The 21592-nt window shown below is 64.0% G+C and carries 20 protein-coding genes; 9 read left to right on the top strand and 11 right to left on the bottom strand.

The genetic code is table 11. From position 1 onward, the window contains the following. Positions 1–40: 40 nt before the first annotated feature. On the bottom strand, positions 41–556 hold the full coding sequence (locus QZ564_RS01990) for a DciA family protein (protein ID WP_297103876.1): 516 nt from the start codon (positions 554–556) through the stop codon (positions 41–43). A gap of 187 nt (positions 557–743) precedes the next feature. On the opposite strand from QZ564_RS01990, the gene QZ564_RS01985 reads away from it, so the two are divergent. Beyond that, a complete protein-coding gene (locus QZ564_RS01985; RefSeq protein WP_297104080.1) occupies positions 744–1772 on the top strand; it encodes an A/G-specific adenine glycosylase in 1029 nt (342 codons plus the stop codon). Here the strand turns inward: QZ564_RS01985 and QZ564_RS01980 are convergent. The 4 genes from QZ564_RS01980 to QZ564_RS01965 form a co-directional block, all read right to left on the bottom strand. After that, the gene (locus QZ564_RS01980; RefSeq protein WP_297103874.1) at positions 1738–2256 is read right to left on the bottom strand and encodes a GNAT family protein; all 519 of its coding nucleotides are present in this window, start codon (positions 2254–2256) and stop codon (positions 1738–1740) included. The genes QZ564_RS01985 and QZ564_RS01980 overlap by 35 nt on opposite strands. Before the next feature lie 121 nt (positions 2257–2377). Then, complete coding sequence (locus tag QZ564_RS01975; protein WP_297103872.1) at positions 2378–3514, bottom strand: site-specific DNA-methyltransferase; 1137 nt, start codon at positions 3512–3514, stop codon at positions 2378–2380. A gap of 82 nt (positions 3515–3596) precedes the next feature. Further along, positions 3597–4205: a ribonuclease HII gene (locus QZ564_RS01970; RefSeq protein ID WP_297104078.1), complete on the bottom strand. Its 609-nt coding sequence runs from the start codon at positions 4203–4205 to the stop codon at positions 3597–3599. Between the two features lie 86 nt (positions 4206–4291). Next, positions 4292–4657 carry a DUF4180 domain-containing protein gene (locus QZ564_RS01965; RefSeq protein WP_297103870.1) on the bottom strand — a complete coding sequence of 122 codons (366 nt, stop codon included), beginning with the start codon at positions 4655–4657 and terminating at the stop codon, positions 4292–4294. Between the two features lie 146 nt (positions 4658–4803). On the opposite strand from QZ564_RS01965, the gene QZ564_RS01960 reads away from it, so the two are divergent. Further along, positions 4804–5385, top strand: coding sequence for a hypothetical protein (locus QZ564_RS01960; RefSeq protein WP_297103868.1), 582 nt, complete (start codon positions 4804–4806; stop codon positions 5383–5385). 5 nt (positions 5386–5390) lie between these two features. Here QZ564_RS01960 and QZ564_RS01955 read toward each other — a convergent pair whose 3' ends face one another. Then, the gene (locus QZ564_RS01955; RefSeq protein WP_297103866.1) at positions 5391–6539 is read right to left on the bottom strand and encodes a PA0069 family radical SAM protein; all 1149 of its coding nucleotides are present in this window, start codon (positions 6537–6539) and stop codon (positions 5391–5393) included. Between the two features lie 361 nt (positions 6540–6900). Between QZ564_RS01955 and QZ564_RS01950 the strand changes: the two genes are divergently transcribed. After that, entirely contained in the window at positions 6901–8385 is a 1485-nt protein-coding gene (locus QZ564_RS01950) for an MDR family MFS transporter (protein WP_297103864.1), read from the top strand. Between the two features lie 73 nt (positions 8386–8458). Here QZ564_RS01950 and QZ564_RS01945 read toward each other — a convergent pair whose 3' ends face one another. Continuing rightward, entirely contained in the window at positions 8459–9355 is an 897-nt protein-coding gene (locus QZ564_RS01945) for a LysR family transcriptional regulator (RefSeq protein WP_297103862.1), read from the bottom strand. A 97-nt stretch (positions 9356–9452) separates the two neighbouring features. Between QZ564_RS01945 and QZ564_RS01940 the strand changes: the two genes are divergently transcribed. Continuing rightward, on the top strand, positions 9453–9965 hold the full coding sequence (locus QZ564_RS01940) for a redoxin family protein (RefSeq protein WP_297103860.1): 513 nt from the start codon (positions 9453–9455) through the stop codon (positions 9963–9965). Beyond that, on the top strand, positions 9962–10726 hold the full coding sequence (locus QZ564_RS01935; RefSeq protein WP_297103857.1) for an SDR family oxidoreductase: 765 nt from the start codon (positions 9962–9964) through the stop codon (positions 10724–10726). Before QZ564_RS01940 ends, QZ564_RS01935 begins: the two co-directional genes overlap by 4 nt. Here the strand turns inward: QZ564_RS01935 and moaB are convergent. The 3 genes from moaB to QZ564_RS01920 form a co-directional block, all read right to left on the bottom strand. Then, on the bottom strand, positions 10723–11259 hold the full coding sequence (moaB, locus tag QZ564_RS01930) for a molybdenum cofactor biosynthesis protein B (RefSeq protein ID WP_297103855.1): 537 nt from the start codon (positions 11257–11259) through the stop codon (positions 10723–10725). The two genes, QZ564_RS01935 and moaB, sit on opposite strands and share 4 nt — an antisense overlap. Then, complete coding sequence (locus tag QZ564_RS01925; protein WP_297103853.1) at positions 11237–12562, bottom strand: MFS transporter; 1326 nt, start codon at positions 12560–12562, stop codon at positions 11237–11239. The genes moaB and QZ564_RS01925 overlap by 23 nt, the downstream gene beginning before the upstream one ends. Before the next feature lie 99 nt (positions 12563–12661). Beyond that, positions 12662–13468 carry a uracil-DNA glycosylase gene (locus QZ564_RS01920; RefSeq protein ID WP_297103851.1) on the bottom strand — a complete coding sequence of 269 codons (807 nt, stop codon included), beginning with the start codon at positions 13466–13468 and terminating at the stop codon, positions 12662–12664. 68 nt (positions 13469–13536) lie between these two features. Here QZ564_RS01920 and QZ564_RS01915 point away from each other — a divergent pair, with 68 nt between their 5' ends. The 4 genes from QZ564_RS01915 (at position 13537) to QZ564_RS01900 (ending at position 20397) form a co-directional block, all read left to right on the top strand. Beyond that, on the top strand, positions 13537–15189 hold the full coding sequence (locus QZ564_RS01915) for an electron transfer flavoprotein-ubiquinone oxidoreductase (protein WP_297103849.1): 1653 nt from the start codon (positions 13537–13539) through the stop codon (positions 15187–15189). A 97-nt stretch (positions 15190–15286) separates the two neighbouring features. Then, on the top strand, positions 15287–17017 hold the full coding sequence (locus tag QZ564_RS01910) for a tetratricopeptide repeat protein (RefSeq protein WP_297103847.1): 1731 nt from the start codon (positions 15287–15289) through the stop codon (positions 17015–17017). Between the two features lie 8 nt (positions 17018–17025). Further along, positions 17026–17907 carry a 4-(cytidine 5'-diphospho)-2-C-methyl-D-erythritol kinase gene (locus QZ564_RS01905; protein WP_297103846.1) on the top strand — a complete coding sequence of 294 codons (882 nt, stop codon included), beginning with the start codon at positions 17026–17028 and terminating at the stop codon, positions 17905–17907. Between the two features lie 153 nt (positions 17908–18060). After that, complete coding sequence (locus QZ564_RS01900; protein WP_297103844.1) at positions 18061–20397, top strand: S8 family peptidase; 2337 nt, start codon at positions 18061–18063, stop codon at positions 20395–20397. 2 nt (positions 20398–20399) lie between these two features. Here QZ564_RS01900 and QZ564_RS01895 read toward each other — a convergent pair whose 3' ends face one another. Further along, positions 20400–21377 (bottom strand): polyprenyl synthetase family protein, encoded by a 978-nt coding sequence (locus QZ564_RS01895; protein ID WP_297104076.1) that lies wholly within the window; start codon positions 21375–21377, stop codon positions 20400–20402. Positions 21378–21592 lie beyond the last annotated feature (215 nt).

Here is a 21592-nt window from a genome sequence, read left to right as displayed (position 1 = left end):
GTCGGCAAGTGGGCACCGACATCACTTGGGGGTGAACGGGCTATTGCCTCTTCTGCTTTGACCTGCTGGAGAGCGCCAGGCCCAGGGTCCTCAACGCTTCCCGCAGATCTTCATTTTCGACCATTTCGGTCGCCTTGCCGACCTTTGCGATTTCGCTCTGGCTCGGTTGTTGAGGTTTTTGCACCCGCTGGCCTGAACCGGGGGTGAATGGTTCTGCCGACAATCTGACATCATTGACAAGGACATACCCAAAATAGCGGTTGACGGCCGCGGCAATGGCCGGCGCCTCGTGCTGGGCAAACAGGGCCTGGCCCGGTGCACAGCGGAGATAGAGCGTTGCGCCATCCGCGCCATGATTGCCGCGGGGCCAGCTCAGTTTGTCGGGCAGGGTGGTCTGGTCGAAGGGAGGCGGGGCGATGTGGCGCCATTGGGCGAGAATGTCCCGCCCGGCAAATCCGCGCTTTTTCAGGACCGGATCGAGCGCGCCCGAGAGCGCGTCGGAAACCGACAGCGTCTTGTTGCGGCGTTTGGGTTCGGGCAGCTCATCCTTGGGCATTTGAGTGCAATACCCCTGCACAAGGGTTCTGGACAAGCGTGGCGTTCATGTTGATGCCTCGACATGCGTGGCGCACCCCACCCTCAATCCCTCCCCATCAAGGGGAAGGAGGGTGGGGGTATTCTTCTTGAAGCGGCCGGCGCGATCGCGCTATCCCCCACGCATGCCCCTTGCCCATCCGCATCCCATTGATTCCACGGCCGTGCTCGCCTGGTATGACAGCCATGCCCGCGATCTGCCCTGGCGCGTTTCTCCGGCGGACCGGAAGTCCGGCAAACGGCCCGATCCCTATCGGGTCTGGCTGAGTGAGGTGATGTTGCAGCAGACCACCGTGGCCGCGGTGAAGGCCTATTTCATTCGATTCACCACGCTCTGGCCCACGGTTTACGACCTTGCCAAGGCGCCGCTTGACGCGGTGCTGCGCGAATGGGCGGGGCTGGGCTATTACGCAAGGGCGCGAAACCTGCACGCCTGCGCGCAGGCAGTGGTGCGCGACCATGCCGGCATCTTCCCCGATACTGCCGCCGGTCTTCAGGTCCTGCCCGGCATCGGCGCCTATACCAGCGCCGCGATTGCCGCCATCTGTTTCGATGAGCGTGTGGCCGTGCTCGATGGCAATCTCGACCGGGTATTGGCGCGCTACTATGCGCTGGAGGTGCCGGTGCGCGAGGCCAAGGAGCAATTGCGTGGCGCCTTGCAACTGGCGGTGCCTGAACGGGCCGGCGATTTTGCCCAGGCCATGATGGACCTGGGCGCCACCATCTGCGCGCCCCGCGCGGCCATGTGTCTTGTCTGTCCGCTCCATGACGGGTGCGAGGCCCGGCGGTCAGGTGAGCCGACGCGCTATCCTATAAAGCCGCAAAAGGCCGAGCGGCCGGTGCGTCGCGGTCACGCCTATGTGATGCAGGATGGGGCGGGGGACGTCTATCTGCAGACGCGCCCCGCCAGGGGTTTGCTGGCCGGGATGACCGAGGTGCCGACCTCGGAATGGAGTGATGCGCCGGGAGAACCGGCCTATCCGGTGGCGGCCCAATGGCACCACCGCGGACAGGTGGTGCATGTGTTCACCCATTTCCGCCTGGAGCTTGAGGTGTGGTCGGCCGCGGTATCGCCCGAGGGGCTGGGCGACGGCTGGTGGGCGCCGCCAGCGGCGCTCAAGGGCGAGGCCCTGCCGACCCTGTTCAGGAAGGTATTGGCTGCGGCAGGCTTTGACTGAACAGCAGGCCCATGATGATGATGTCGTCAAACCGGCCATCGCGCTGGATGGCGCGCCGACGCCGCCCCTCATGGGTGAAGCCGGATTTCTCATAGAGGGATATGGCAGGCGTGTTTGACGCATAGACGTCCAGTTCAACGCGGTCGAACCGGCTCTGCGCCGCGTCGAGCGTCGCCGCAAGCATGTCGCGACCGATCCCCTTGCCGCGATGGCTCAGGACCAGGCCCATGCCGAGCGCGCCGCAATGCTCCGAGCCCGGCTCATCGCAGCGGCAGATATCGCACCAGCCCACCAGCACGCCCGTATCAACCGCCACATATTGCGGATTACCCTTGGCGATATTGTCGGCAATGAAGGCCTGTGACCGCTCAAGCGGCGGGGCGCTGGTCAGCCGCAGGAAGCGCCTCTCGCGCGCCACGCTGTCCAGGGCATCGTGAAAACCTGGAGCATCGGCGGGGGTAATGTGTCGGATGGTGATCGCCATTGTCATCGTCATGAGCTGGATTTCAGCCAATCTAGACGCGTCTGTCTTGACCGCAAACAAAAAGGCCGCCGGATTGCCCGGCGGCCAGTTTTAGAGCCTGAGATTTGATTGGAGGTCAGGATCAGGCAGAAAGCAAATCAAGTTTTTGACGAATGTCGGCGCGAAGCACATCGATCGGCTCCATTCGTCCCGATTGTTCGTGATGCCAGAAGGTCCACCCGTTGCATGACTCGGCACCCTGGACTAATGCGCCGACCTTGTGGATCGACCCCTGGTGCGGACCCGAGACGAGTGAGCCGTCTGCACGAACCATGGCCGAATAACGCCGCCCTGCGTCAAACAGTTGCGTACCCACATCGAGCACGCCCTGCTCGACCAGCGAGCCGAAGGGAATGCGCGCTTCCTTGCGCTTGGGCGTGACCGATTGCAGCGCCTCGAACACGCCCGGGCGGATGGTCGCAATGCGCTGGCGTGCACCGGCGATATAGTCGGGCTCACGCTCGATGCCGATGAAGTGCCGGCCCAGCTTGCGGGCCACCGCGCCAGTGGTGCCGGTGCCGAAGAACGGGTCGAGCACGATATCGCCCGGCTTGGTCGTGGCATTGAGAATGCGGAACAGCAGCGCTTCGGGCTTCTGCGTGGGATGCAGCTTGCCGTCGTCTTCGTCCTTGAGGCGCTCCGAGCCGGTGCAGATGGGAAAGAGCCAGTCCGAACGCATCTGCGTGTCGTCATTGGCCAGCTTCATGGCCTCATAATTGAAGGTGACGCGGCTTTTCTGGCTCTTGGCGGCCCAGATCAGCGTCTCATGCGCGTTGGTGAAGCGGGTGCCGCGGAAATTGGGCATCGGGTTGGCTTTGCGCCAGACGATGTCGTTGAGCATCCAGAAGCCCAGATCCTGCAGCACCGTGCCGACCCGGAAGATGTTGTGATACGAGCCGATCACCCACATCGCCCCATCGGGCTTGAGCAGGCGGCGCGCCGCCGCCATCCAGGCGCGGGTGAATTCGTCGTAATGGGCGAAGCTGTCGAACTTGTCCCAATCGTCATCCACCGCATCGACCTTGGATTGGTCGGGGCGGGTGAGACCCTGTTCCAGCTGCAGATTATAGGGGGGATCTGCGAAAATGAGATCGATGGAGCCGGCCGGCAAACTATTCATGTGGTCGATGCAATCGCCCACAAGGATAGTATCGATCGGAAGGCGCGTGGCCTCCCTTTCCGCATCGGCCTTCTTGGCCGTACGCGCGGTACGCAACATGCACTTAACCCTAACGCAGTACTAACAAGACCGTTATAGGGCCACGAGGTTAATGGAGCGTTCGCAAGGGGTTAGCGAGGGGTTAACCCACCACCTCAATGCTCGTCCGGGCGAGTAAAAGGGCGGCGACGGGGCCGAATTCGGCGCGGTGGTGGCGGCAGGGCCCATGCAGGTCGAGCGCCGCAAGATGCGCCGCGGTGCCATAGCCCTTGTGGCCGGCAAAGCCGAAATGCGGCGCGTCGCAATCCATGATTTCGCACATGCGGTCGCGCATCACCTTGGCCACGATCGAAGCCGCTGCGATCGAGACGCTGCGGCCGTCGCCACCGATGAGGGCAATGCCCGGGCAGGGCAGCTCCGGCGGCACGTCGCGCCCATCCACCAGCACCCGGTCCACCCGGTGCGGCAAAGCCCGGACGGCGCGCGCCATGGCTGCGAGGGTAGCGCCACGAATGTTGAGCGAGACGATGTCGCTGGGCGGCGCCGAAACGATGGCGACATCCGCCGTGGACAGGATCTGCTCGAACAAGGCCTCCCGGCGCTCGGCCGTCAGCTTCTTGGAATCGTTGAGGCCATCCGGGATGCGGGCAGGATCGAGCCGGACCGCGGCCACGACAACGGGTCCGGCCAGGGGACCGCGGCCGGCTTCATCTACCCCGGCGACCAGTCGTGCGCCGCGCGCGATCAGCATTTCCTCATGGCTGAAATCGGGAAAGCCCGCTTCCGGTGCAAAGAGTTCCGCGTTTGCGGCCGTTACCTTGCCCTTGCGTGCCATCCCTATCGCCCCCGCATGAGGACGATCTCGAGCGCCGCCCGGTCTGGCGCGAAGAGGTGATGGCCAACCCTGTTGGTCTCGCCGACAAAATCACGCAAAGCTTTGCTCGCTGCCATGTGCTGCGAGATGTCGCCGAGGATGGCGAGCCGCATCTGGTAATTCTGCAGCTTCTGGAAAAAGTGACCGGCCGTGCGGGTGCTGAGATCGAAAAAACCCGGCGCAAAGCGCTGCGCCGGTACCACGATCATTTCGGTCCCGGTTCCATAGGTCTCTCCGATAAGATCCAGGGCGTCCTGTTCGGCGCTGAGCGGCGCGCCGGTGGCGGCGACGAAATAGACCGTGATGCCATTGATGGATTGCGTCGTCATTTCGATCTGCCATTTCGTTAGGCCCAGGCATTGGGCGACGCCTGATTGGCGCCCGACCGTGTCGGAAAGATGGAATGCCCTATTCCTGTCCGCGAATGTGCTGATACAAGAGTCTCCGCCGGGGGGCAAAGGCGAGAGAGACTTTGATGCGCAAAGCAAGCGGCCTTATGGCCTTCCTGCTGCTGACCGGCCCGAGTACGGCCGAGCCCTTCCACCATCCCTTTGGCGAGTGGCGCGAATACAACCGGGACTGGCTGGCAGCCTGTCCCGATGTCATCAATGAAGATGCGGACGGCTACTACTTTCATTCCTGCTTTGCCAGCACCGGCAGCCAGGAACTGAACGGAGCCGGACTGCCAGCCTACAAGCTGACCCTGATCCGCAATCGGCTCAACGGTGTCCTCGATCTGGCAATCACCGTGTCACCCGAAGAGGGGGAATACGACCCGGCGCGACCGATGACACTGCAATTTGGCGGCGAGCCGCCGATCGCCCTCACGATGGGCACCGGCATCGAGACGCGGTTCAACACAATCAACCAGTTCTTCATCGCAGACCCGGACCAGCGCGACGCCATCATCGAGACAATGAAGGACCGGAATGCGGTGACCCTGTCAGTGCCGCTTCTGGGCCAGGCGGAGCCGGTTCGCACTTGGCTGTCGCTACGCGGCGTGCTGGCCTCGCTCGACTTCATGGCCACCTATGCCCGCAGGGTCGCGCAATACTAGCCTGCCTAGAACAGGCTCATTTGCGGGCTTTCCACCTTCGGGGCCTCGAAAAGATCGGCCCGCAGCGGCGGCAGCTTGGCGTCCAGTCCAAAACGCTCGCGCGCCTTTTCGAAGCGCTGGCGCAATAGGGTCGCATAGGGGCCTTCGCCCACCATGCGCGAGCCAAAGCGCGGGTCGTTGTCGCGCCCGCCGCGCGTGTCACGGACCAGCGAGAGCACATGGCGCACCCGGTCCGGGAAGTGTCGCAGCAGCCATTCGCGAAACACGTCGCGCACTTCTCCCGGCAAGCGCAGCAGGATCATCTGCGCGCTGACAGCACCCTGCGCCTTGCCGGCGTCGAGAATGCGCTCAAGCTCCATGTCGTTGATGGCCGGAATCATCGGCGAGGCGAAGATAGCCGTCGGGATACCAGCCTCTGAAAGCAGGCGGATGGCTTCCAGCCGCCGCACTGGCGAGGAGGCACGCGGTTCCATCTTGCGGCTCAGCTTGTGATCCATCGAGGTCACCGAAATGGCGACCTTGACCAGTCCCAGCTTTGCCAGTTCCGTCAGGATATCCAGATCCCGCACGATCAGGGCAGACTTGGTGGTGATCATCACCGGATGGCGGGTCTCCAGCATGACCTCGAGAATGCCGCGGGTCAGCTTATGTGTCCGTTCGGCCGGCTGGTATGGGTCGGTATTGGTGCCCATGGCAATGGGCTTGGGCCTGTAGTTCTTGGCCGAAAGTTCGGCGCGCAGGGCCTCTACCGCATTGGCTTTGACATAGATGTCACGCTCGAAGTCCACGCCCGCCGAATGCCCGAGATAGGCGTGGGTGGGGCGCGCAAAGCAATAAGAACAGCCATGCTCGCAGCCGCGATAGGGATTGATCGAACGCTCAAAGCCGATGTCCGGGCTGTCATTGGTGGTGATGATGGTCTTGGCGCGCTCGATATGTTCGATCGTCTCGAACAGGGGGAGCGGCTCGACACTGCCCCAACCATCGTCAAATCCATCGCGCTGATGTGTCTCGAAACGCCCCGAGCGATTGGTCTGGGCGCCACGACCGCGAATGCGATCGGGCTGCATCAATTCGCGCCGTGCCAGATCGGCATCGCGGCTGCGGCTCAAACGCTCAAGGGCTTCAAAAGAGGGGGCCTGGTAGAGGGCCATGGTTCTGTCTCCTGCCTCGACGCGGGAGGGAATCGCCTTTCCTCCAACGCATGGGAATGCTATCAGGTTGATGAGAACAGAACAAGAACATCAATGGCGACGCAGTGGCCGCCGCAACAGATATCGGCATGCCGCCCATGCATTACAAGACTTTACGGCACCGCCTCGCGGGCGTAGGAAAGCGCGCCCGCCGGCCAATCAGTTTTCGCCATTCCGCGTCCAACCCGCCTGCGCGGTTGACGCCTAGCCGTCCCGATCTGCTGACAAAGGCTGTCGCGCGTTTTTTGCAAATCCCGTGTCGAAAGTTGACGGCTTCTGCCGTCGCATGGGCGACACATTTTTTGTGATGAGGGACAGGAAGATGACAATGCAAGCCACCATGGATGAAACGGCGGAGATCGCGCCGCATCATCCCGACAATGCCGCCCGCAATAGGCTGGTCATTGCCATCCTCCTGGTTTCGACCTTCGTGGTGTTTCTCAACGAAACCATCATGAGCGTCGCCATCCCGCACCTGATGGGTGATCTTGGTGTCACCGCCAGCGCGGCCCAGTGGCTGACGACGGCCTTTCTGCTGACGATGGCGGTGGTGATCCCGATCACCGGCTTCCTGCTGCAACGCCTCAATACGCGTCCGATCTTCCTCTTGGCCATCTCCATCTTCACGGCTGGCACGCTGGTCTGCGCGCTGTCTCCGGGCCTGGAACTGCTCGTCGCCGGCCGGGTGATCCAGGCGGTGGGCACTGCCATCATGATGCCGCTGCTGATGACCACGGTGATGACCCTGGTGCCTCCTGAGGCACGCGGCAAGACCATGGGCAACATCTCCATCGTCATGTCCGTGGCCCCGGCCATCGGTCCGACCATTGGCGGGTTCATCCTCAACAATTTCGACTGGCGCTTCATGTTCTATTTCACCCTGCCCATCGCCATTCTGGCTCTGGTGCTGGGCGCCGCCCGCATCCGCAATGTCTCGACCCCGCGTTATGCGCCGCTCGACTATCTTTCGGTGGTGCTGTCGGCACTGGCCTTTGGCGGGTTGGTCTATGGCCTGTCCGGTTTTGGCGAAAGCTTTGCCCGTCCCGACGAGGCCACCGCCATCCCGCTCTGGCTGCCCATCGCTATCGGCGTTGTGGCCATGGCCCTGTTCGTATGGCGCCAACTGGGCCTGCAGGCCGAGAACAAGGCCCTCCTGGACCTGCGCGTCTTCCAGTCACGCAACTATACGGTGTCGGTCTCGATGATGCTTGTCGCCATGATGACCCTGTTCGGCTCGGTCATCCTGCTGCCGATCTACACCCAGAACGTGGTGGGTCTGGATACGCTGCAGACCGGCCTGCTGTTGCTGCCCGGTGGCCTGATCATGGGCCTGCTGGGCCCGGTGGTCGGCCGCCTCTATGACCGGGTCGGGCCGACCGTGCTGGCTGTGCCCGGCGCCATCCTGGTCTCCGCCGTCCTCTGGGCCCTGACCATGGTAGGGCAGGATACCTCGCCCTGGGCACTGCTGGCCGGACATATGGTGCTGAGCGTCGGCCTGGCCCTGATCTTTACGCCGGTCTTCACCTCGTCCATGGGTTCGGTGCGCATGGAGCTCTACTCGCACGCCTCGGCCGTACTGGGCTCTATCCAGCAATTGGCAGGCGCGGCGGGCATTGCTCTGTTCATCGCGCTGATGACCATCCGCACCGCGGCATTGGCGGCCGAGGGTGTCGACCCTGTCGAGGCCCTTGCCGGGGGTATCCGCGCAGCCTTCCTCGTCGGCGCGATCATCTCGCTCTTTGCGATCCTGGCGGCCTTCTTCATCCGCAAGCCCGAAGGTGGCATGCCCGGGCATGGCGGGCACTAGGTGCCGAAGCGCTGAAGAGCCTCAATCGAGCGGCAGTTCGGTTCGGGCGCTGGAGCAATCCGGCGCCCGAAATCTATGCGGGCTGTAATTCCTCGCGCAGGAAGTCGATGAGCGCACGGACCCGGCGCGGCAGATAGGGTCGGGAAGCGTAAACCAGCCAGGCCGCGTTCTCTGCAGGCCCCGGCGACAAGTCATCCTGATCCAGAAGCGACACGAGGGCGCCCGTGGCCAGGTCCGCTTCGACCAGCCAGTCGGCCAGAAGCGCCAGGCCCGCACCGCCCAGGCAGGCGCCGCGCAGCGCCAGCGGCGAACTCAGACTGAGACTGGTAGATATGGGCACGGGGCTATATCCGGCTTCGTGCCGGCAATACCATTGGTTCTCCAGTCCTGGCAGCGCATAGCCAAGGCACGGAAGGCTGACGAGAGCCTCCAGATGCTCGGGCCTGCCGTTCCGATCAAGAAAGTCTGGCGTGGCACAGACCCGGTATCGGGTGCTGTGCAGGCGCGACACTACGAGATCCCCAGTAACGCCCGGGCCGTGCCGGACGACCAGGTCGATTGCCTCGGCCACCAGGTCCTGATTGGCATCGGACAGGATCATCTCAAGGGTCAGGCGCGGATATCTTGCCTGGAAACGCCCCAACAGGGGGGCAATGCGGCGCTCTCCATAGGCCACCGACGCGGAGAGCCGCACGCGCCCCACCAGCTCGGTAGTCCCCCTCATTGTGGCGTCCCGCAGCGCCTCGACCTCGGAAAGGACCTGGCGGGCATGGGCCAGGGCATGCGTGCCAATCTCGGTCAGCGCCACCTGGCGGGTGCTGCGCTGGAACAGGCGCGCACCCAGTTCACGCTCGAGCGCCGCAATATGGCGCGACATGGTTGAGGGATCGATGTCGCAGGCAACGGCAGCGTTGGCGAAGCTGCCTTGCTCTGCAACCGCTACGAAATATTTCAGGGCCGAAAGATTCATTGCTGCAAATTATGCACGAATATGCTTTGCTTGAGATCATTTATCGCGATAACGGCAGGAAATATCAAGGCGTGGTCACAGCCACAGGAGACACGCCATGCCGCAACCAACCCCCATCCCTGGTCGCCCGCTTCCCGACTTCGCGCTCACCCTGGCCGATGGCGGCACGCTGCCGCTTGTCGCGCCGGGCTGGCGGTTGCTGGTCATTTTCCGAGGCGCCCACTGCCCGATGTGCGAGGCCTTTCTGAGCAAGGCTGAAGAGCAGCGCCAGAGCTATGACGAGGCCGGCATCGCGCTTGTTCTGGCGACCGCGGACCCGGCGGATCGGGCCGCAGCGTTTCTGTCCCGGACCGGATACAGGGGCCGGGTGGCCGCAGGGCTGACGCTTGAGCAAATGACCCAATTGGGTCTTCATATCACCCAGCCCGACGGCACGGGCGCCAGCCAGCCCTTCGCGGAACCAGCGGCTTTCGCGACCGACGATCATGGGCGCCTGCATCTGGTCCAGATTGGCAACGCCCCCTATGCCCGACCAGACCTGGCTGCATTGCTGGCCGGGCTGGTCTATGATCGGAGCAATGCCATCCCGGCACGGGGAGGTGGGGCATGAGCACCTCGCCAACACCCGACCTGACCGGCAAGGTGGTGCTGATCACTGGCACGAGGCGCGGCATCGGCGCGGCAGCGGCAGGTCATTTGGCGGCTCTGGGCGCCGACATTGTCGCGCTGAACCGCTCCGTGGCCGATCGGTCCACCCCCGGGATGGCGCTCGAATGCGATGTGTCTGACCTAGACGCAGTGGCGCGCGCCATGGACAGGGTTGCCCGGAGCAAGGGCCGCGTCGATGTGCTTATCAACAATGCGGGCACCATCGAACCGATCGCCCGCATCATCGACAGTGACCCGGCTGACTGGAGCCACGCCATTGCCACCAACCTTACAGGGGCCTATGCGGTCGCCCGGCTGGCGCTGCCGCTCCTGCTGAAAGCCGGTGGGGGGACCATTATCAATATCAGCTCCGGCGCCGCCACCAGCGCGCTGGAAGGCTGGAGCCACTACTGTGCCAGCAAGGCCGGCCTGCGAGCGCTAACGGCCTGCATGGATGTCGAACTGCGAGGTCGCGGTATCCGTGTGATTGGTCTTAGCCCAGGTACAGTGGCGACAGACATGCAGACGGCAATCCGCGCCTCGGCAATCAATGCCGTCAGCCGGCTCTCGCCCTCGGTACATCTCTCGCCCGATTGGGTCGCCAAGGCGATAGCGTTTCTTTGCACGGCAGAAGCGGACCCTTATCTGGGGACCGATTTCTCGCTCAAGACCGAGGAGGGCAGGCGGCTTTCCGGCCTGCCACCCTTGGGGCCAAGTGCCTAGCGCTCGTCGAGCCGCGGCATCAGCTCGACGAAATTGCAAGGCTTGTGCCGGTAGTCGAGCTGGTGCGTCAGTATGCCTTCCCAGGCGTCCCGGCAGGCACCGCGGGAGCCGGGGAGGCAGAACACGAAGGTGGTGCCGATCAGGCCCGCCGTGGCCCGCGATTGCAGGGAGGAGGTGCCCACCGTGGTCGCCGAATATTGGTGGAACAGCACCGAAAAGCCTTCCATGCGCTTGTCGAACAGCGGCTCGATCGCTTCTGGGGTGATGTCCCGGCCAGAAAATCCCGTGCCGCCGGTGGTGAGGATCACGTCCACCTCCGGATTGGCGACATAGGCCTGCACGGCGGCCCGCACCAATTGGATCTCGTCGCGCACCACCTGCCGTTCGAAGCAGCGATGGCCATCGGCTTCGAGCAGCGACTTGAGCAGAGCGCCGCCCGTATCGGTCTCAAGCGTCCTGGTGTCGGACACCGCGATCACGGCAATGGAAAGCGGCTTGAACGCGCGGTCCTCAAATTTTTCCGTCTTGAACATCGCCCTCTGCCTCCGCGGTCTCGATCAATTCCTCCGGCACCGCTGCTTCGCGCTGCACCGGAATCTCGTCGGCATCACTATCAGCGCGCGGGTCGAGAACAAAGGTCTCGGGCGTAACCTGCTTGTCGCTCATGGGCTGGAATGGTGCCCGTTCGGCCGCGTCCAAGCCCTTGCGCACCCGCATGCGCAGATAGGCCGTGCCGGCCAGTGCGCCGTGGAAGGTTGCTGTCACCACGAACAGGCCTACCGGATGCCAAATACCCATGATGATGGAGGCGACGGCCGGCCCGATGGCCAGGCCAAGGCCCAGGATCAACAGCATGCCCCCGGCGATCTTGGCGAAATCGCCATCGCGGGCGAAGTCATTGGCATGGGCTACGGCTACCGCATAGATCGGATTGGCGGCAAAGCCATAGGCGGCGAACAACACATACATCCCCCATCCGGCGCCCGGATTGATCAGTGCCGTCAGCGCCCCGACCAGGGCGGCAAATCCGGAAAGACCGATCAGCACGAGCCGCCGGTCAATGCGGTCGGACAACCGTCCGAACGGCACCTGTGCCACCGCGCCCAGAATGGCAGCCACGGCGAAGAGCAGGGCGATGCCGCTGGCATCCAGGCCTTGCTCATAGCCATAGACCGGCGCCAGTGTGCCGAAGGCGCCATTGGCCATGCCACAGGAGAAGGCGGCAATCGCGGCGACGGGTGAAGTGCGATAGAGCAGCCCCAGATCCAGCTTGGCCGATTGCAGGGGCTTGGGCTGGGGGCTGGAGGTCAGCGCGGTCGGCAGCACAGCACAGATGAAGCTGATGGCGCCGATGACAAATGGCAGATAGCCCGCTGTACCAGTGACCGACATGGCGATCTGTCCCAAGGTCGAGGCCGCCATGTTGATGGTCACATAGATCGAGAAGATCGTGCCGCGGCTGCGATTGTCCGCCACTTCGTTGAGCCAGCTTTCCACGATCATCGCTGCGCCGGCAAAGCAGAAGCCGGAAAGGGCCCTGAGCACGATCCAGCCGATGTCGTTGATCCACAGCAGGTTGAGCAGGATGGTGATGGTGCCGATGGCGGCCATGACCGAAAAGGCGCGGATATGGCCCACCTTACGCACCACCATGGGCACGAAAAGCGAGCCGGCAACGAATCCGACGGACCAGCCGGTACCGATCAAACCCAGCGCCAGCAGCGAGAAATCTTCTTCCGCGCCACGAACGGAGAGCAGCAGGCCTTGCAGCCCGCCACCGAACATGAGCAGTGCCGAGCCCAGGAACAGGGCGTAAATTTTGATAACGGAAGCCATGACGCTATTTGGCCTTCAGGACTGGTCCAGGAACGTTGCAAATCACTCGAACGCGACCATAGCGTCTGCGGTTGCCGTGCCTAGCCCCCCAAAGGCGGATTAACCGAGACCGAGACTGTCCAGCCGCGCCCGGAAGCTCAGCAGATCCCGCCAGGCTTGCTGCTTGGCTGGCGGATTGCGCAACAGATAGGCCGGATGCAGCGTCGGCAGGGCCGGCACGGTATGGGTGCCGATGGACACATCCTGCCACTTACCGCGCATCTTGATGATGCCGTTGGTGGTCTTGAACACGGTCTGCATGGCCGGTCCGCCCAGCGTCATCACCAATTGGGGCGCGACAAGCTCCACCTGCCGGTTGAGAAAGGGCAGGCACAGTTCCATTTCCTCGGGCGTCGGCGTGCGATTGCCCGGCGGCCGCCAAGGGACGGTATTGACGATATAGACCTGGGTTCGGTCGAGCCCGATCGCCGCGAGCATGCGGTCGAGCAATTGGCCGGAACGTCCGACAAAGGGCTTGCCCTGCCTGTCTTCCTCGGCGCCCGGCGCCTCGCCAATCAGCATGATTTTGGCTTCAGGGTTGCCGTCGGCAAAGACCAGCTGCGTCGCGCGGAATTTCAGTCCGCACCCGTCATAGCGCTCGAGGACGTCGCGCAAGGCCTCGAGCGACTGGGCCGAGGCTGCCAATTGCCTGGCCTCGCTCGGATCGCCCCCAAGAGGCAGTGGCGCTTGCGGAACGGCAGCGGGAGCGGCCGGTGCGGCGCGCGGCGGCATGGTGCTGGCCGCCGGCGGCTTTTGCGCGAAGCGATCGACGGGCTCGTCAACCACGGCCATATCCACCCCGGCGGCCCGATACCAGTCGAGCACCGAGAGCAGTTCGGCATTGTTGAGCGGTCGATCTTGAGACATCGGGCCCGTTATGTCACACCGCGTCCCAGGCGACCAGTCGCACACCAAGCCCCAAAGGTGCATTTCCAATGGCAGAAGCCGGCAACCGCGAAACGCTCCCCACCGACGTCCTGATCGTCGGCGCCGGTCCTTCGGGCCTGGCCGCAGCCATCCGCCTCAAGCAACGTCATCCGGACATTGCCGTTACCGTCGTCGAAAAAGCCGCCGAAATCGGTGGTCACATCCTCTCGGGCGCCGTCATGGACCCTGTCGGCCTCGACGCGCTGATCCCGGACTGGCGGCTCAAGGGCGCGCCGGTCGGACCGGATGTGACCCGCGATACCTATCACTACCTCACCCAATCCGGCGATTTCGCTTTCCCGCACGCTTTGGTGCCGCCGCAGATGCGGACCCGGGGTGGCATCATCGTCAGCCTGGGCGATCTGGTGCGCTGGCTGGGCGAGCAGGCGGCGGAACTGGGCGTCGATATTTTCCCCATGACCGCGGCTGTCGATGTGCTGCGCAGCGGCGATGGACCCGTGCGCGGCATCATCACCGGCGATCTGGGACTGGATGCGAGCGGCAATCCCAAGCCCGGCCATGCGGCAGGCATTGCTTTGGAAGCCAAATATACGCTGATTGCCGAAGGCGCCCGCGGTTCGCTTGCCAAACAGATCATTGGCGATTTCGCGCTGGACAGCACGGCCAGCCCGCAGAAATTCGGCCTGGGCATCAAGGAAGTCTGGGAAATCCCTGCCGAGCGCCACGAGCTTGGCCGGGTCGACCATTATCTCGGCTTTCCGCTCGACAACCAGACCGGGGGCGGCGGCTTCGCCTATCATGCGCAGGACAACAAGCTCTATCTAGGGTTGGTTGTGCATCTCGATTATGCCGATCCGACGCTCTCGCCCTTTGGCGAGTTCCAGCGTTTCAAGACCCACCCTTCCATCGCCCGCTTGCTCGATGGGGCCACGCGCATCAGTTATGGCGCCCGGTCCCTGACGGCCGGCGGGTTGCAGGCCATCCCGGACCTGGCTTTTGAGGGGGGTGGGCTGATTGGTTGCGCAGCCGGCTTCATGAACGCGCCGCGGCTCAAGGCCATTCACAACGCCATCCTGTCCGGCATCGGGGCTGCCGACGCGGTGGGCGATGCCATTTCCGCCGGGCGCATGCACGACCGCATCGCTGATCTGGGCCATCACATCCTTTCGACCGGTATCGAAAAGGAGCTGCTCGGGGTGCGGAACCTCAAGCCGCTCTGGGGTCGTTTCGGTACGCTGGCCGGTGCCTTCCTTGGCGGCATCGACATGTGGTGCCAGAGCATATTGCGCGTCTCGCCCTTCGGCACATTGCGCTGGACGACAACTGATTCTGCCAAGCTCAAGCCGCTCAGCGCCGTGACGCCCCGGCAATATCCGCGCCCCGATGGCAAGACCACGTTCGATCGGTCGGCCTCGGTTTTCCTCGCCAACCTCGCCCATGACGAGGACCAGCCTGTCCATCTCAGGCTCAAGGACCCGACCATTCCGGTGAAGGAAAACCTGCCGCGATATGGCGAGCCGGCGCCGCTCTATTGCCCTGCAGGCGTTTATGAAATGACTGAGGAGGGCGGTGCACCGGTCTTCCGTATCCACGCGGCCAATTGCGTCCACTGCAAGACGTGCGACATCAAGGACCCGGCACGGAACATCACCTGGGTGCCGCCCGAGGGTGGCAGTGGTCCCAACTACAGCGGAATGTGACAGCATCATATGGGCGCTGACCTTGCGGCGCAGTCGCAAAACGGACAATCTTTGCGCCCAGATGCTGCCGGTATCGGCATAGGGAGAATTTGAGCACGTGACCCTGCTATCCAATCGACGGGCATGGCGCCTGACCATGGCCGCCCTACTTGCCCTGATGGCCACCCCGCTTGCGGCCCAGGAAGCAACCCTGGGGCTGCGCCAGGCGGCGCAGGACATGCTCAAGCTGTTCCGTCCGAGCGTGACGGGCGCCTATATGGCCGGACAGCAGGCGCTCAAGGACCTGCGCACCGACGAGGCCGCGCGCTATTTCTCCGATGCCGCCCAGGCCGATTGGGACAATCCTGTGCTGGTCGAGCGCGCCTTCGTGGCCCTGGCGACCGACGGTCAGATCGGCAAGGCCTCCTCGACCGCCCGCCGCATGCTTGAACTCGATCCTGCCAATGAACTTGCCGAACTCGTTGTGGCCGCCGAGGCGCTCAAGGAGCGCCGCTATGGTGCTGCTGCCCGGCAATTGGCCAAGATTTCGCAGGACAGTTTCAGCGGCATCACCGCAGGCATCCTGCGCGCCTGGGCGCTGGTTGGCGACAATCGTGCGGATGATGCGCAAGCGCTGATGAAGGAGCTTGGCGCCAATGGGCTCGACGAGTTCCTGGTCTTCCATCGCGCCTTGATGGCCGAGGCGGCAGGCGACACGGAATTGGCCATCGAATTGGCCGGGCGCGCCTTCGAGGCCGAACCCTATGTCGCCCGCATGGCCGAGGTCTATGCTCGCATGCTGGCCAATGCCGGGCGTTTCGATGAGGCAGAGGACGTCCTGAATGCTTTCGAATCCGAGGGGCTCACCCATCCGATCATCGATATCGTGCGCGAGGCAGTGGACGCCAAGCGGCGTCCGGGGCTGTTCGCGGCCAATGTTCAGGTTGGCGCCGCCGAGATGTTCCACGGCATCGGCGTGGCGCTGTCCCGCGATGGCAGCTCGGACCTGGCCCTGGTGTTCCTGCGGCTCGGGGTCTATCTCGATCCGGGCGCCGACGTCATCTCCCTGGCGCTTGGTCAATTGCTCGATCAGGCCGGCCAGCACGAAGCGGCCAACCAGATTTACGACGCCATCCCGGCCAATTCGCCGATGAAGCCGACCGCCGTGGTGCGTATCGCCCAGAACCTGGATTCGATGGGCGACCGCGCCGAGGCCATTCGGCGTCTGCGCAACATCATCGCCACCCGACCAGACGACCTTGATGCGGTTTCGGCGCTGGGCGATCTGCTGCGCTACGACGAGGATTATCTCGGGGCGGCCGAGGCCTATACCAAGGCCCTGGAAATCACCGGGGGAGAGTCGCCACCGGATTGGCGGTTCTACTATGTGCGCGGTATTGCCTATGAGCGCGCCAAGCAATGGCCCGATGCCGAGACGGATTTTCTCAAGGCACTGGAGCTCAATCCGGACCAGCCTCAGGTGCTCAACTATCTCGGCTATAGCTGGATCGATCAGGACATGCACCTGGAGCGGGCGCTGGAAATGATCGAGACAGCCGTGGCCGCGCAGCCGCAGGACGGCTACATCGTCGATTCGCTCGGCTGGGCCTTTTACAAGCTTGATCGTGTGGACGAAGCCGTCGAAACGCTCGAGCGCGCCGTCATGCTGCTGCCCAACGACCCCGAGATCAACGATCACCTGGGCGACGCCTATTGGAAAGCCGGGCGCAAGCTCGAGGCGCGCTTCCAGTGGAATATTGCGCGCTCGGTCGACGAAACCGGCAATGTTGCCGAACGGGTCGGGCCCAAGCTGGCCGAGGGGCTGACACCAGCCACAGAGACGAAATAGCCCCGGCGATGGTCGAGGCCATTGTTCAGACGGCGCCAGCCAAGATCAATCTGGCGCTGCATGTCACGCGTCGGCGCGAGGATGGCTACCACGACCTGGAAAGCCTGATCGTCTTTGCCGATATCTTCGATGACCTCGAAGCGAGTGTGGCCGCCCAGGACAGTCTCGACATTTCCGGGCCGTTTTCAGCCGGCCTGGGCGCCGGGCCGGCCAATCTGGTGCTGCGGGCGGTCGCCGCCTTCCGGGCGCGCTGGCCCAAGCTGTCGCCGCCCGGCCTTAGCCTTCATCTGGTCAAGAACCTGCCGGTCGCCGCCGGCATCGGTGGTGGCTCGGCCGATGCCGCTGCCGCGCTGCGCATCATGGCCGGCATGGCCCCCGAACCCGTGCCGGTGAACGAGCTGACCGATCTCGCGGCAACCCTGGGCGCCGACGTGCCCGCCTGTCTGCTGTCGCGTCCTCTGGTGGCCCGCGGCGTGGGCGAAATTCTTTCACCGCTGCCGGAATTCCCTCAGCTCCATATCACCCTGGTCAATCCTGGCGTCGCGGTGGCGACGGCAGACGTGTTCCGCCGTCTTCGGGCGCATGACAACTATCCTCTGCCCGCCCTGCCGCAGCCGCTGACCCGGCCCGCCCAGCTCGGGCTCTGGCTCAGCGAAACGCGCAATGACCTGCAGCCGCCGGCAATCAAGCTGGTTCCGGAAATCGGGGTGTTGATCGACGAGCTGGCCGAGAGCCCCGGCTGCGTGCTGGCCCGGATGTCGGGGTCCGGCGCCACCGTGTTCGGGCTCTATGGCTCGGAGGGGCAGGCGCACGATGCGGCCAGCGAACTGCGGCGCATGCATCCGGACTATTGGGTGGGGACGGCGCCGCTGCTGGGTGTGTCCCCTTAGCAACGCCGACCGTGCTTCGATTGTCTCGGGACTGAATCGTGATTTGCCAGCCCGCGGGCGGATGGTAATAGGTTCCAGGGGCGCATGAATGAGACGCACGGGCTATGCCTTGTGTCACCATACCACTATCTGGGCCCGCAACACGTGAACTTCGTGAACACTTTCAAAGGCCTGGCGATATTCGGTATCGCCATTGCGCTTGCCGCCTGTTCCGGTGGCGGTTCGTCTTCGGGCGGCGGAAGCTCGGGTAGCAGCGCTTCTGGCACCGGGCCAATCACGGTCTTTTCCCCGGCACCAAGCGCCGGCTGGGCCACGCGTAGCGTCACATTCAATGCCGCACAGGCGGCGGCCCTTGCGGCCTCTGGCGAGTTCCGCGCCAGCGACGCCAGCTGCGGCACCGTCGGCTGCGGGGTAACGCCCACGGGTACACAATCCTCGCCTTTCATCTTGCACGGGGTGAATTGGGCGCACTCGGCAGGCCTCGCCGGGACCGGCAAGACCATTGCCATCGTGGACGACGGCTTTCGGACCTCGCACCAGGAATTGGCCGGCAAGACGATCTCGACCACCGGCACAATCCCCACAGAGGGCCACGGTACCTTTGTGGCCTCGCTGGCGGCCGGGCTCAAGAACGGGGTCGGGATGCACGGCGTGGCCCCCGGCGCCAATCTGCATCTGACTTCCATCCAGCCTTCGGGCGGGTTCGATATTGCCAATGTCACCAATGGCACGCTCGCCGCGGCCGGCCTCAATGCCGTGGCGCAGAACAATTCCTGGGGTTTTGAGGTCTCCTCGACAAACCTTCAGAACTATCTGAACAGCAACCCCGGCGCCTCGACGGCGCAGGGATTGAACGCGGTTCTGGGTTATGGTTCGGCCAATTGGCAGGGCTATATCAATGCCCTCGACAGCTTCCAGGCCAGGGGGGTGGTGGTCTGGGCCCTCTCGAACAACAACGCCCTGACTTCAGGCGATGTCATGGCCACCTTGCCCTATTACGAGTCACGGCTGGCCGAAGCGTGGATTGCGGCAGCCAATGGCTATTTCGAGGTGAATGGCAGCGGCGACATCACCCGCGCCGTGCGTCTCTCGGCGGCCTGTGGTCTGGCAGCCAAGTTCTGCCTGGCGGGGGACGGCATCACCACCGGTGCTTGGCACGTCGATGGGGGCAACAATGCCAGCGACACCAGCTATCGCAGCGGCCTCGGCACCTCCTTTGTCGCGCCGCAGGTGTCGGGCGCCGTGGCGCTGCTGGCCGAAGCCTTCCCCGATATGACGCCGTCCGAATGGGCACAGCGCCTGTTGGCCAGCGCCGACAATTCCTGGTTCGCGGCCCAGGGCGTGCCGGTGGCCGGCACCATCGACTATGGCAATGGCGTTTCTCACGCCTATTCCACCGAATGGGGGCATGGGGTGATGGATATCAGGGCGGCCCTCAGCCCCATCGGATCGGTTTCGGTCTTGAGCGGAGCAAGCGTTGCCACCGCTGAGCGCCACACCCTCGCTGACAGCACCGTCGTCGCGCCGTCCAGCTTCGGTGACTCGCTGACCCTTGCCCTGCAGCCCCAGCAACTGGCGGTTTTCGATGCGCTCAATCGCGCCTATTCGGTTTCTGCCGCCTCGGCCGTCGTGGCCGGGCCGGTTGCCGTCATGCCCCACCTGCCTGGACAGGCCAGTCTCGATCAGGCGGGGAGTGGGCTGAATCTCGCTCACACGGGCGACCTGGCCGGCGCCGTCGGTGGATTTTCCGGCGCTGGAGGACAGGCCTCGGTCCTGTCCATGGCTGGCGAGAGTCTGCTAATGGCCTCCACCGCCCCGGTCGGGTCTGTCGGTGAACTGACCGCATACGGGTTTGCAGCCGAGCACGGCGCGCTCGAGCACGGCAGTCTGGCGGGCGCAGGACTGACCCTGTCGCTTCCGGCCGGTTCCGGGCAGTTTCGGTTGGGTGCGACCCTGGCAGGCGAAGAGGGTGGCGTCATGGGTCTGGATGGCGGCTCGGCCTTCGATTTCGGCTCCGGCAGCACCATCGGCGCTGTCAGTCTGGGATTGGAACAGCCCGTCGCGGCCGGGGTTTCGCTATTTGGCCGGCTAGAATATGGCGCAGTGGCCCGTCAGGGTGGGGGCACCGGCCTGGTGTCAGACTTTTCGGGGCTGACCTTCTCGGGCATGGAGATCGGCGCCAGTTTTTCCGACGCGCTGATGGCTGGAGATCGCCTGACCCTGTCAGTGGCTCAGCCGCTGCGCATCGAGACGGGAACCATCGAGGTGACCCGGCCGGTCGGGCGCATGGCCGATGGTAGCATCGTCAATCAGACCGCCAGCGCCGATCTGGCGTCTTCGGGCCGGCAGATCGATCTCAACCTGTCCTATCAGGCGGAACTGCCCAATGCGGCGTCGCTGACCTTTGGGGTCAAGCAGGCCTTCAATGCCGGCCATGTGGCCGGGCAGGGTGGGGCCGGGCTGATGCTCGGATACCGCCAGGGGTTCTGAGGCTAGTTGGCGCGGCTGACGCTGTGGACCACGACATCGGCGAGGATGGTTTTCATCTCGCTGTCGGGCAGGTCGGCCAAGGCATCGATTGCCGCGCGGGCATGGTCCCGTGCCTTATCGAGCGTCTTGCCCAGTGTGTCATAGCGATTGAAGATCGCCACCACCTGATGCACTTCAAGGTCCGTGGCCTCGGCATTGCCCAATGCGGAGGCGATCAAGGTCCGCTCGCTGTCACTGGCCGATTGCAGGGCCAGGATGACCGGCAGGGTCATCTTGCCCTCGCGCAGGTCGTCACCGACATTCTTGCCCAGCGTGCCCGACTGCCCGCCATAGTCGAGCGCATCATCCACCAGCTGAAAGGCATTGCCCAGTTCGAGCCCGTAAAGCGCCAGCGCCTTGCGGCCCGCAGCGTCCGCCCCGCCGGACATGGCTCCGACCTCGCAGGCGGCCTCGAACAGGATGGCCGTCTTGGCGCGGATGACTTCGGCATAGTCCGCGGCGGTGGTGTCGAGATCGCCGGTCTTGGCGAGCTGGAACACCTCGCCTTCGGCCATCACCGCCGAAGCGGCCGACAGCACGCCCAATGCGTCGACATCGCGGGTCTCCACCATCATCATGAAAGCCTGGCCGAGCAGAAAGTCGCCGACCAGGATGGAGGCCTTGTTGCCCCAGACCATGCGGGCCGCCGGCTTGCCGCGGCGCATGTCGCTTTCGTCCACCACATCGTCATGCAGCAGGGTGGCGTTATGCATGAATTCAACGGCGGCAGCGAAATTGACGGCATGGCCCTTGCCCTTGCCGAAGAGGGTGGCAGCCGCCACCGTGAGCATTGGCCTCAGGCGCTTGCCGCCACTGTCGATCAGGTAGCGGGCCAGTTCGGGCACCATGTCCACATGGCTCTTGGCGCGATCCAGTATCAGAGCGTTGACGCGCGCCATGTCGTCGGCCGTAGCAGCCATCAGCCTCTCGACCGGGTTCATTTCTGGCGTTTGATTGATCTGGGGCAGAACTGACACCGCCATAAGGTCCTTGATGCCTTGAGGGCAAATCGGGTTGAGACTGTCCTGTGCAGCACTATATGGTCGCGCACCAGACCAGCCATCCGGGTGCGATGTCCCTAGACCAGCCGAGCGATTTTGTAAAACACCAAACCGTCACGCGCGACGCCTTTTTGGGCGGGCGGCTCACTGTGTCA

This window comes from uncultured Devosia sp. (assembly GCF_913055165.1).
Lineage (GTDB): Bacteria > Pseudomonadota > Alphaproteobacteria > Rhizobiales > Devosiaceae > Devosia.
This window is presented reverse-complemented; position numbering and strand designations above follow the sequence as displayed.